Consider the following 12,442-nt stretch of genomic DNA (forward strand, 5'->3'; position numbering starts at 1 on the left):
GGAACAGGAATGGCAGTAACAGTTATTCCAGGTATGCTCTTATATCTAGACAACCTCTTAATGTATATACTAATGCTTCTAATAGCAGGAGGAGTAAGCTTTGCTCTAACTTATACAATAGGATATTCAGATAAGATGCTAAAAGAAAAGTAAGATATGAAAAAGACGAGAATTCCTAAGATCTCGTCTTTTTTCATGATTATTATTTATGTTTCCTTCTGATTGATGCAAAAATTGAGCCTGAGATATTATGCCATATTGAAAATATTGCACCAGGTAGGGTTGCTAGTGGATTTAGAGCGAAATTTGCTGTTGCAAGTTGAATGGCAAGCCCGCTATTTTGCATGCCGACTTCTATAGCAAGGGCTGTTTCTTTGTCGTAGTCCATCTTATAAAGTTTCCCTATCAAAAGTCCTCCAGCAAGGCCTAGGGCGTTGTGGATCATAACTATGAGTAGGACTATAAGACCTGATTGTCTTATTTTTTCTGAGTTAGCTCCGATAATACCTGATATTATTAGTATAATTGCCAAAGATGATATCAAAGGGAAGATGTCCTTTGACTTTTCTACGCCCTTAGGGCTTATTTTTTTGGCGAAAATTCCAAGAAGTACAGGCAGAAGGATTACTGTAACAACTGATTTGAACATAGCAAATATTGAGACTTCGACCCATTTACCAGCTAGTAAGTAGACTAGGAGGGGAGTTACAAGAGGGGCAAGGAGGGTGGAGAGAATCGTCATCGATACAGATAAGGATACGTCTCCATTTGCTATATGGGTTATCACATTTGAAGCAGTTCCTCCAGGACAGGACCCAACGAGTATTACTCCAAGGGCTATGTCCTTATTTAAGCCGAAAACTACTGCAAGTAGGTAGGCTAGAAGAGGCATAATAGTAAATTGGGCGAGAGAGCCTATCATTACTTCCTTGGGATGTTTGAGAATTTCCTTAAAGGAATCTCCGTCGATACTAGTTCCCATGCCAAACATGGCAAGGGCTAGGAAGATGGTGGTATAATTTGTCATCCAGGAAAAATAAGCTGGAAGAAAGTAGGCTATTACAGAAAAAACTATTATTATTAAGCCTATATTTTGGGTGATTTTTATCGAAAGTGAAGATATTTTTCCCATAGGATCTAGCTCCTATAGATAAAGTTATCTATTAGACGAGTTTTACCTATATAAACAGCTATAGCAACCAGCCTATCTCCATCAAAATCACTAGCATCTTCCATGGTTTTAAGGTCAACTACGCTGACGTAATCTATCTTTGAAAGCTCTTCGCTATCGATTATTTCTTTCATTTTTCCTATTACTTCTTCTACACTTCCGCCTTCCTTAGCTAGTTTTTCTCCAGCAAATATGGATTTGGATAGGCAAAGGGCAGCTTTTCTTTCTTCTTTTGACAAGTAGGTGTTTCTAGATGAAAGAGCAAGTCCATCTTCTTCTCTTACTATAGGGCAAGGGATTATTTCTATAGGCATGTTTAGGTCGTTTACGAGTTTTTTGATTATTGCGACTTGTTGGGCATCTTTTTGTCCAAAGTAGGCTCTATCAGCTCCACTTATGTTAAACAATTTGCTACAAACTGTAAGGACTCCTCTGAAATGTCCTGGACGTTTTGCTCCGCACAAGTGATCTGACATATCTTCTATATCTACAAAGACCTTCCTATCTTGGTACATTTCGCTTGCTTCTGGTGCAAAAATATAATCTACTCCGATTTCTTCACATATTTTGCTATCTGCTTCTAAATCTCTTGGATAGGTAAGTAAGTCCTCATTTGGTCCGAATTGGATAGGGTTTACGAAATCAGATACAACAACTATATCATTTTCGCGCCTAGCCTTTCTTATAAGACTAGCATGTCCTTCGTGTAAATAGCCCATAGTAGGTACAAGACCTATGGATTTGCCCTCGATTTTGGATTTCTTAAGATTTGCTCTTAGTTCGTCAATTGTTTTGATAATTTTCATAAATTCTCCTCTAATTTTATTAGAGATAGCTCCAAACACCACTTGTTTTTTATTTATGATAAAGTTCCGTATTTTTCGTAATTAGACACCTTTGTAATCTTATTATCATCATCTACAAAGACAACTTTTGGTTTGTAATCTTTAAGCTCATCTTCGCTATAAGAAGCATAAGCCATGATAATTACCTTATCACCAGTAGAAAAAAGTCTTGCAGCTGCTCCATTTAGGCAGATTACTCCGCTATTCTTTTCTCCCGCTATGGTGTAGGTTTCTATCCTATTTCCATTATTAACATCGACAACTTGTACTTTCTGATATTCCCTTATTCCAGATTCTTCTAGTAAAGAAACATCAACAGTTATAGAGCCTACGTAATCGAGATTGGCCTCGGTGACTGTAGCTCTATGAATTTTTCCTTCTAACATTTCTATATTCATACATTCTCCCTAAAAAATAAGGCTATCAATAGTTTATTTTTTAACAATAAAAATCGATAGCCTATAAGTAACAAATTATTTGAGTCTTATTAGCTAAGTATATAAGCTCGTTTTTAAAATAAAAAATAATGGTGTTATTGAGTATAGTTTCCACAAAGAAATACTATCTCTAAATTTATATTATAAGGCCAAGTTATTAATTTCACAAGTGAATATAAATTAAAGCCAAGAAGCTAAGATTGTAAATAGGCTACGTTTTCTAATTTATGGGAATTTCATATTTAAGGGATCGTAGCCTGTTAATTTTTCCTAGCAGCAAGAGCTACTTTGCCTCCTAGAGTAGCAGAAATATCTGATTGTTTAATCATATGGCAAGGATTATTCCTGATATAAAGCTACCTTGCTTACATAATTTGATTTTTAATTGGTAAAGAAAAATCCTTAAGCGAAAAATTAATTTGCTTAAGGATTTATCATAAATTATTCTATATCTAGCGACCTCCGCCGCCACCTCCACCGAAGCTTCCGCCCCCGCCGCCAAAGGAAGTGCTACCGCCAGCTCCTGCTGATGTAAAGCTTGTGAGATTGGCCTGGGTGATAGTGGAGTAGTTTCTTGAATTTGTGATCATATAGTAGCTAAAGACTGAGTTATTGCTGTAGTTTGGATAAGTTTTCTCTAGGTTTTTGAATACCTTATCACTTATGCCAAAAATCGCTGCATATATTAGGAAGTAGTCCCAAATATGAACTTCTTCTATTCCTCTTTCTTCAATTAGAGAATAATCTTCCAAGTAATTTCTAAACTTGATTAGATTTTCATAAAGCTTAATTCCTTTAGGAGTAACTTCAAGCTCGGATCCTTCTCTCTTAGTCCCAGCGAATTTCTTCTCGAATCTTATATCCTTCAAATATTCTCCCGCCTTTAGGCCATCTCTTGACTTAGGCAAGAAATCTTCGTAGAAGTCTTCTGTGACTTCTGTGTTTTTCCTAAAGTATTTCTTTATATTCTTGTTTGATACAAGACCGTCTTTGGAATATTCTTGTGCTTCTTCGATTATATCAAAGAAGGTTTCTTCCATCTTGCCCATATCAGAGGGTCTACTGATAATTCTTATCTTGGCATTTTTATCCTTTTCCTTTCTAGCTTCGATTTCAATATTCTTGTCATAAATCCACTTTAGGATAAAGGCGTTCATGTAATTTCCTTGATTAACCTCATAAGGATAGGCTTTCTCAGCCAATAGATAGGTATCTTCTATATGAGAATCATAAGGGATATCCCTAAAGTACTGATCTTTGAAGGTCTTGGCCTTCTTGAGGGCATCATCATTTGTGATATTATTCTCATCAAAATGAAGCTTTTTCGCCCTAACTCCAAGAAAGATTGATCCTAGACCTAAGAGAAGAACAAGGGGAAGGATTACTTTGACATACCAAGGAGTGGGGTCGGTATTAGCTTCTCCTTCTCGCTCTTCCCATTTCGATCCCTTTACGGCCTCATTGGCATAGTCATCGAATTTTTTATCTTCCTTGTAGGATGTATTGAAATAGCCCTTAGGGAATTTGAGCATGATAGTCGTATAGTCAACTTCTCCGCTAGATTTAAGTACTATATTTCCATCGACATTGTGGATATCTCCAACTAGGCCAAAGCCCCACATCTCCACCCTTTCATCGAAGGGCTCAAAGCCTTTGATATTGATATTAACTTTTTCTGGTTTAGGGTCAAAGTTTTCTCCAACAAATTGGAAAAAGAGCATATCGCTATCTTCAAGACCAATTATCACAGGATTTATCTTGTAAGTTAGCTTGTAGGTGTTTTTTCCGTATTGGGAGATGCCCCAAATGAGTTCTGTCTCATCCTCCCTGTCGCTTCTTCCATATTTATAGGCTTTTTCATCGAAAGATAGGCCCGAATCCCAAGGATTCATTTCACTAAAGTCCTTTCCTAGGGAAGGAGAAGTTAGGGAGAATTCTTCTATCTTTATTCCTCTTAAGTTTTCTATTAATTTGTATCTTTCAGTATAATCTCTTTCGTCTTCATCAATTTGCCAAACTTCTTCCACACTTCCTATGCCGTTCTTATCGATTGTGACATTCATATCTAGTGAATCGAAACTATCGGCATAAGAGATTCCAGGAAGTAGAAAGAGAAAAAGCGCTAAAAGATATTTGCTTAATCTTTTAAGTTTCATAGGTCTCCTATTTAAATTTCGGTACAGTAGATGCTTCGCTAGAATTTTCGAAGTAATCTTTAGTATGAACAGAAAAAATATTAGCAAGGATATTTGCAGGAAAAGATTTAATTTTTCTGTTAAGTTTGGTTACAGTGTCATTATAGACCATTCTCAAATGTCTAAGAGTTTCTTCGTGTTTTGTCATAGTAGCCATAGTCTCTTTGTATAGCTCGCTTGTTTTAAGATTTGGATAATTTTCTGCGACTGCATAAAAGGAAGAGAGGGCTTTTTCAAATTCTCTGTTTTCGCTTTCAACTTCCTTTGCATCGGAAGTTCTGTTTATACTTGTCCTGTTCTTTGTGATTTTATCTAGGGCTTCTATTTCGAATTCGCTGTAGTCTTTAGTCATATCAATCAGGTTATTTAGGTTATCCCACCTAGCTTGAAGTCCAGTTGCGATTTGAGCCATGGAGTTTTCTACCATCTCATTAAGCTTTACAAAATTATTGTAAGTTGCAACTGAATATATGACGATTACAAGCACTAGAATAATCAAAATTATTAAAAGTGTCATATTTCCTCCTTTCCCACTTTATACCCAGTATTCTTACAATCGAATCGTTGACAAAAATAGACTAAGATGTAAAATCCTCTTAAGCTAGGGGAGGGCGAATATAGGAGCCAGCCCCTTTGATTGTGTAAGGAAGGTTATTATGCAAAAAAATATTTTGAAAAGAACTTTCGATAAGGCTACAGAAAACCCTGCCTTTGTTTTGTCCATGGGATTTTTGATTTTGATAAGTCTGGGAGGACTAATCCTATCTACTCCCTATGTGACCCAAAGTGGCAAGAGTACTGGTCTAATCGATTCATTTTTTGTCGCGGCAAGTGCCTCTTGTGTTACGGGACTTACTACTGTAAATACAGGTCTATATTGGAATACTCTTGGCCATGTGGTTATTATTATCTTGATACAAATAGGTGGGCTTGGAATTATGACCCTGGCATCACTAATTCCACTAATCCTAAGAAAGAAAATCGGCATAAAGTCTAGGCAAATACTAAAAGAGCAGCTCAATGTGGAAAGCGTGGAAGGGCTTGTAAAACTTTTTAGATATGTCTTGGTTTTTACCCTTATAGTAGAAGGCTTGGGAGCCGTTTTTCTTTCTATAAGATTTATCCCGACCTATGGATTTGGAAAAGGGATTTGGTATTCGGTTTTTCACTCTATATCAGCCTTTTGTAATGCAGGTTTTGATATTATGGGAGATTCTATCTATCCATTAAGGAAAGATCTTTTGGTAAATACCACTCTCATACTTTTAATTATCATAGGTGGACTTGGCTTTATGGTTACAAGCGAGTTTTTCTATAGGAGAAAGTTTAAGAAAATATCAGTTCACTCAAAGCTTGTTTTAATTATTAATGCGGCCTTGATCTTGTTTGGAGCCCTAGGATTTTTATTATTAGAATCTATCCAAAGGGGTGTCCTTGTTGGAGAAGGACTTAAGGGATCTTTAATAGAATCCTTCTTCCAGTCGGTTTCAGCGAGGACTGCGGGATTTTATTCGGTTAATCTTTCAAATATTAAAGATTCAACCTCGCTTTTACTGATAGGATTAATGTTTATAGGAGGATCTCCTGGATCTACTGCAGGTGGTATCAAGACTACGACCTTTGGAGTCTTGGTCCTTGCGACATATTCTATAATCAAAAGACAGAAGGAGCCGGTAGTATTTAACAAGCACATAGGCGATGAGACCATCAAAAAAGCCCTATCTATCTTTATGATTTCCCTTGCCTTAGTACTTATGGTAACATTTATCATTACCATTACCGATGATTTTGACTTGATAGATACCTTGTATGAAGTTGTATCTGCCCTTGCAACGGTGGGAGCTACTAGGGGAATTACGGAAAATCTTTCGAAAATCGCCAAGATCCTCATAGGTCTTTGCATGTATTTAGGTAGGATTGGTCCAATGACCATGGCCCTTGCCTTTGGTCTAAAGCCAGATGAGAAATTAATCAGATACCCAGAATGTTTTATTAGTATAGGTTAGGAGAAATTATGGATAAAAATGTTATAGTTTTAGGTCTCGGAAGATTTGGATACGCTGTAGCTACCAAGCTTTTCGAGAAGGGAGTCTATGTAACGGCAGTAGATTCTAATTACAAAAAGGTAGAAAAAATCGCAAACTTTGTCTCAAGTGCTGCCCAAGGGGATATCACAGAAGAAGTCGCTATGAAGTCTTTGGGAATAAACAACTACGACGTGGCAATAATTGCAACAGGAACAGATATAGAAGCATCAATCGAAGCTACTTTGATATGCAAGGATAGTGGAGTAGATAAGGTTATAGCTAAGGCTACTAGCCAATCGCATGCGAGAATTCTAAAAAAAATTGGTGCCGATCAGATCGTCTATCCTGAGCTTGATACAGGAGAAAGACTTGCAAGATCTCTTGCAGGATCCAATCTTTTGGAACTTGTACAGTTTTCAAATGACTTCTCATTGATAGAGATCAAGGCCCATGAGGACTGGATAGGTAAGTCTCTTATAGATCTTGACTTTAGAAAGTCTTACAAGATGAATGTTGTTGCCTTCGAAAGAGATGGCCAGATGCTAATGGATATAGATCCTAGCACTGATATTAGAAAAGACGATATTCTGGTTCTAATAGGAGATAATGAAAACGCTAAAGCTCTTGAGGAAAATTCTTGATAGGAAAACGTGGTAAAGTCTGGAATATTGATAAATAATAAACAAACATACTGGTAAGAAAAAGTTTGCATAAATAGGAAAATGATGTTATAATAAAATCAGCTATTAAATAGCTAGGTTTTTCATTATTAATTCCTTATAGTTTTCCCTTAGAAAACTAGGACTAACTTATTCTTTTCTATAATGGAGGAGGGCTCTAGGAGCCCTTTTTCTGTGTCCAAAATTATAATTTGGGTATAATAAGAAAAAAGAAGGAGATAAAATATGTATAATCCATATTATTTTGGCTCAATGTATTTTGACAAGACCTATTTTCTAGTCATAATAGGTGTCATTATATCAATGATTGCCCAGGCTAATATCCAAAAAGCCTTTAGCAAATACAGTAAAATTAAATCCAAAAAGGGTATAACAGGCTATCAAGCAGCGAAATATATACTCGATACAAACTCATACAATGATATTTCTATAAAAAAGATTGGAGGAAGCTTATCTGATTACTTCAATCCTGCTACGAAGGAAGTGGCCTTATCTAAGGATTCCTTTACCGATACTTCTATAGCATCTATCGCTGTAGCAGCCCACGAGTGCGGCCACGTCATCCAATACAAGGAAGGCTATGCTCCTTTAAGGATTAAGTCATGGCTAGTACCTGCGGTTAACTTCGGGTCAAAGCTTGCTTTTCCGGTTATACTCTTGGGTATATTCCTATCCCAACAAAGGCTCTTAGACCTAGGACTAATACTTTTCTCCCTAGCTCTAATATTTCAGTTGGTGACTCTTCCGGTAGAGTTTGACGCTTCAAGAAGGGCTATAAGAGTAATTGATGAAAGCGGCATGCTTCATGGCGAAGAGCTTGATGGAGCAAAAGCTATGCTAAAAGCTGCAGCCTTTACCTATGTAGCAGCGACCCTATCCACAGCCCTACAATTGTTGAGACTATTTCTCCTATATGGGAATAGGAATAATAGGAGAGATTAGTATATAAAGCAACTCCTGCTAGGATTTAATTCCTCTGTGGGAGTTTTCTTAAATTTTTGTTAGCTTTAAGCAAGGATAAGCTACTTGCAATCATCTTGCTAAATAGTACAATTTTACTAGGAATCATGTAGATTCTTTATTTTTAAAGAAGAAGGTCAGAGATAGTCAACTATTTGACTTAGATTAATATATAGAAAGAGTGGTGAAATATGGCAGGTCTTACTTCAGAAATCGAGAGATTTCTAAAAATGATGTTAGAAGATTCTGTTGATGGGATGCTTGAAATTGGCAGGAATGACTTGGCGACACGTTTTGATTGTGCACCTAGTCAGATAAACTACGTTCTTTCTACGAGATTTACTCCATATAATGGGTATCTTATAGAAAGCAAGCGTGGCGGCAATGGGTTTATAAAGATCATAACTGTTGTGGATGAAGATTCTTATATTTCTTATTTGATCGAAAATCTTAAGAAAAGTATGAGCCAAAACAACGCCGAAAGCCTCTTTAAAGACTTGTTGAGGAGAGAATACTTTACAGAAAATGAGTATTTGATGGCAAGATACGCCACAAGCGATAAGGCTCTTTCAAGAGTAAGTGAAGTTAAGGAAAGAAATGCCGTAAGAAGCGATATTATTAGAAATATTCTCTTAAGTCTTATGGCAAGGAGTAACTAATATGAAATGTGATAAATGCGATAATGAAGCGACTGTTACAGTCAAAACTATAATAAATGGACAAGAGAAGAACTTTCACCTTTGCAATGATTGCCTTGTAAAATTTACCGATGTATCAGTTGATGAAAATGGCAAGATCAAAGATGGAGAAGGAAATCTCAACAGGAAAAATATAGAAGATTTGATAGAGGAGTTTATGCCAAGTCTTGAGGAAGTTATAGATTCCTATTATGATTATAGATTCAAGGAGAATAATTATTCCTACGGACTTTTAAACAACCTAGGAGATGAGACTTGCCCAACTTGCGGCAATCTTTCATCAAATATTAAGCATGGAGTCTTTGCTTGCCCTGATTGTTACAAACTTGATGATAAGCTTACAACAAAGACCCTAAGGACCTACAACAACCTAAGGGCCTATGAAGGGAAATTTCCTAGAAAAGAGAGAAACTTTAAGGATATAGCAAGTAAGATTAAAAATCTTCAAGAAAAACTCCAAGTTTCAGTAGAAATAGAAGATTATGAACAAGCTCAAAGCTTAAAAGAGCAAATAGATGAACTAAATATGCAGGTGAGAAATTGATAGAGTATAGCAAGGACATAATACTTTCTTCAAATTTCTCTCTAAGAAGAAATCTTGAAGGATTTGACTTTCCAGCTAGCATGACACTTGAGGCGAGTAAGGAAGTTATAGATATTTTTAGGAAAATCTATGGAGATAAGCTAATTCTTCTAGAAGATTTAGGAGAAGATGAGCTAAATCAGTTGATAAACTCCTTTGTCCTATCAGAAGATTGTCCAAACAAGCTTTCTGAAATCGGCCTCGTCATAGAAGATGATTATATCTTGACGATTAACGACAGGGACCATTTGGCAATTAACATAAGAGATTTCAATCTCGACTTAAAGTCTGCCTATAGGAAGGCTTATATAATAGAAGAAAAGCTTGACGAAATTCTAGACTTTGCCTTCTCTCAAGAGTTTGGCTATCTAACTCAAGACGCAAGAAATGCGGGAAGTGGAGTAGAAGTTTTCGTCAAGGCCTTTCTCTTTGCTATGGTTGATGACGACAAGGCTTATTTTGGCCTAAAACAAAGCCTCCTCCACGAAAGAATCTATATTGATAAGTTCCTTCCAAAATACTACAAAAGATATGCAGACGATATCTATATTCTTAAAAACATAGGAAATTACTGGAAGGATATGGACGAAGCTATGGATAAGTTCGAGAAGGCTTTGGACACTCTTGTCAGAAATGAGAGAAGATTTAGAAGAGACTATCAAGTTTTAAATAGTATAAAAGATGAAGAAATAGAAGATTATATAGAGATAATGGAAAATAACTTAAAGTTGGGCATGGATAAGAGCCTAGAGCTTATGAGTAAGGATATATATGGCCTTAAGAAATACAAGATCCTAGGCTTCGATACAGACTTTACAAATGAAGAGCTCGATTATCTAATATTTAATCTTACTAAGAATAAGTATAAGGGAAATAGGGATGAAGATAGATACCTATTTCTTAAGGAATATATTAAGGAGCGATAATGGAAAATAACAGACTAAACAGACTTACCTCCCAGGCAAGAAGAGAGTCTTATTCCTTAAACCACGACTATATAGGAAGCGAGCACTTGCTTCTTGCTCTGATGAAGACAGGCTCTATTGCGAACAAGGCCTTGGAAAAAAGTGGAGCCAACTACGACCTTTTTAGGTCTATAGTGATAAATAACATAGGCAGGGGCAATTCTCAAAGACCTGCTACAGAATTTTCTAAGAAAGTAAGGATGATATTCGAAAAAGCTAGAGAGATTGCTATGGCGAGAAAAAGCTCTGTAGTTAACGAAGAAGATATCCTTCTAGCTTTAATAAATGATGACGATTCCTTTACCAATCTCATGTTTCTCCTATCAGGACTTGATAAAAAGGTCATAGCGAAAAACTTAGACGATATGCTAAAAGAAGTCTACAAAACAAAAGGATCATCATCAAAGTTTTCTGAAAATGTGACTAAATACACAAATGACCTAAATGAACTAGCAGAAAATGGTAAAATCGACCCTGTCATAGGAAGAGATACAGAAATCGAAAGACTTGTACAAATCCTAATGAGAAGGAGAAAGAATAATCCTATACTAATCGGAGCTCCAGGAGTGGGTAAGACTGCTATAGCAGAAGGGCTTGCCCAAAGGATTGTGGCAGGCGATGTGCCAAAGATAATTAAGGATAAGAGGATCCTAAGTCTTGACCTTGCTAGCATGATTGCAGGAAGTAAATACAGGGGAGACTTTGAAGATAGACTTAAAAAGCTCTTTGAAGAAATCGGCAAAAGGGACGATGTAATTCTATTTATAGACGAATTCCACATGGTTCTAGGAGCAGGAGCCTCTGAAGGGTCAATGGATGCGGCAAACATCCTAAAGCCAATCCTTGCCAAGGGAGAAATCCAAATCATGGGAGCAACTACAATCGAAGAATACAGAAAGCATGTTGAAAAAGACTCTGCCCTCAGCCGTCGTATGCAACCAATCCAAGTCGACGAGCCAAGCCTTGAAGATGCTAGAGAAATTATTAGGGGACTGAAGGATAAATACGAAGACCACCACGGGGTAGAGATTACAGATGAGGCCGTAGAAGCTGCAGTAGAACTATCCGATAGATATATCTCTGATCGCTACCTACCAGACAAGGCAATAGACTTAATTGATGAAGCAGGCTCTAAGATTAGGATAGCTGCCTTCCAAAAAGAAGACGACTCAGCACCTAGTGAAGATAAGCTAGAAAAACTTAACAAGGAAAAAGAAAAAGCCGTAAGAGACCAAGACTTCGAAAGGGCAGCAGAGCTTAGGGATAAGATAAATCAAGTGAAGTTCGACTTAGAAATTGAAAAAGAAAAAGAGAAGGAAAATAAGGACAGGCTCTTTATATCCTATGACGACATAGCAAGTATTGTTGCAAATTGGTCCAAGGTCCCAGTAGAAAAACTCACAGAAGATGAGATGGAAAAATATGCCAACTTAGACGAAGACCTAAAACTATCAGTAATCGGCCAAAAAGAAGCCATAGATTCAGTAGCAAGGTCAATTAAAAGAGCAAGAGTAGGACTAAAAGACCCTAAAAAACCAATAGGATCCTTTATCTTTGTAGGACCAACAGGAGTTGGAAAGACATATCTTGCCAAAACACTCGCCCGTGATCTTTTTGGATCAGAGGATAAACTTATAAGAATGGATATGAGTGAATATATGGAAAAATTTGCCGTATCAAGACTTGTAGGTTCTCCTCCAGGATATGTGGGCTATGAAGAAGGTGGACAACTCACAGAAGCTGTAAGGACAAATCCTTACTCCGTAATTCTCTTCGATGAGATAGAAAAGGCCCATCCAGATGTCTTCAACCTCCTCTTACAAATCCTAGATGATGGAAGACTAACAGACGGCCAAGGAAGAACGGTAGATTTTAAAAACA

The 12,442-nt window shown here is 36.9% G+C and carries 12 protein-coding genes; 7 read left to right on the top strand and 5 right to left on the bottom strand.

Annotation, left to right across the window (positions count from 1 at the left end; all coding sequences use genetic code 11):
- Positions 1-202 precede the first annotated feature (202 nt).
- The 5 genes from MRZ08_RS02915 to MRZ08_RS02935 all read right to left on the bottom strand — a co-directional run bounded on the left by MRZ08_RS02915 (position 203) and on the right by MRZ08_RS02935 (position 5,165).
- Complete coding sequence (locus tag MRZ08_RS02915; RefSeq protein ID WP_297379078.1) at positions 203-1,132, bottom strand: bile acid:sodium symporter family protein; 930 nt, start codon at positions 1,130-1,132, stop codon at positions 203-205.
- Positions 1,133-1,137: 5 nt separating this feature from the next.
- Positions 1,138-1,977, bottom strand: coding sequence for a pantoate--beta-alanine ligase (gene panC / locus MRZ08_RS02920; protein WP_297379080.1), 840 nt, complete (start codon positions 1,975-1,977; stop codon positions 1,138-1,140).
- Between the two features lie 53 nt (positions 1,978-2,030).
- Entirely contained in the window at positions 2,031-2,414 is a 384-nt protein-coding gene (panD, locus tag MRZ08_RS02925; RefSeq protein WP_297379081.1) for an aspartate 1-decarboxylase, read from the bottom strand.
- Positions 2,415-2,905: 491 nt separating this feature from the next.
- The gene (locus tag MRZ08_RS02930) at positions 2,906-4,609 is read right to left on the bottom strand and encodes a DUF2207 domain-containing protein (RefSeq protein WP_297379083.1); all 1,704 of its coding nucleotides are present in this window, start codon (positions 4,607-4,609) and stop codon (positions 2,906-2,908) included.
- Positions 4,610-4,616: 7 nt separating this feature from the next.
- Positions 4,617-5,165 carry a LemA family protein gene (locus MRZ08_RS02935; RefSeq protein WP_297379085.1) on the bottom strand — a complete coding sequence of 183 codons (549 nt, stop codon included), beginning with the start codon at positions 5,163-5,165 and terminating at the stop codon, positions 4,617-4,619.
- A gap of 139 nt (positions 5,166-5,304) precedes the next feature.
- Between MRZ08_RS02935 and MRZ08_RS02940 the strand changes: the two genes are divergently transcribed.
- From MRZ08_RS02940 to MRZ08_RS02970, 7 genes are all read left to right on the top strand, one after another.
- Positions 5,305-6,654, top strand: a complete 1,350-nt coding sequence (locus MRZ08_RS02940; protein WP_297379088.1) for a TrkH family potassium uptake protein — start codon at positions 5,305-5,307, stop codon at positions 6,652-6,654.
- An 8-nt stretch (positions 6,655-6,662) separates the two neighbouring features.
- Complete coding sequence (locus tag MRZ08_RS02945; protein ID WP_297379090.1) at positions 6,663-7,316, top strand: TrkA family potassium uptake protein; 654 nt, start codon at positions 6,663-6,665, stop codon at positions 7,314-7,316.
- 264 nt (positions 7,317-7,580) lie between these two features.
- Entirely contained in the window at positions 7,581-8,297 is a 717-nt protein-coding gene (locus tag MRZ08_RS02950) for a zinc metallopeptidase (RefSeq protein WP_297379092.1), read from the top strand.
- 209 nt (positions 8,298-8,506) lie between these two features.
- Complete coding sequence (locus MRZ08_RS02955) at positions 8,507-8,974, top strand: CtsR family transcriptional regulator (protein WP_297379094.1); 468 nt, start codon at positions 8,507-8,509, stop codon at positions 8,972-8,974.
- A 1-nt stretch (position 8,975) separates the two neighbouring features.
- The gene (locus tag MRZ08_RS02960; protein WP_297379096.1) at positions 8,976-9,557 is read left to right on the top strand and encodes a transcriptional regulator; all 582 of its coding nucleotides are present in this window, start codon (positions 8,976-8,978) and stop codon (positions 9,555-9,557) included.
- On the top strand, positions 9,554-10,522 hold the full coding sequence (locus MRZ08_RS02965) for an ATP--guanido phosphotransferase (protein WP_297379098.1): 969 nt from the start codon (positions 9,554-9,556) through the stop codon (positions 10,520-10,522). The genes MRZ08_RS02960 and MRZ08_RS02965 overlap by 4 nt, the downstream gene beginning before the upstream one ends.
- A partial coding sequence (locus tag MRZ08_RS02970) for an ATP-dependent Clp protease ATP-binding subunit (RefSeq protein ID WP_297379100.1) occupies positions 10,522-12,442 on the top strand: 1,921 nt, incomplete at its 3' end. The genes MRZ08_RS02965 and MRZ08_RS02970, both read left to right, overlap by 1 nt.

This window comes from Anaerococcus sp., assembly GCF_022770135.1.
In the GTDB taxonomy this organism is placed as follows: domain Bacteria; phylum Bacillota; class Clostridia; order Tissierellales; family Peptoniphilaceae; genus Anaerococcus.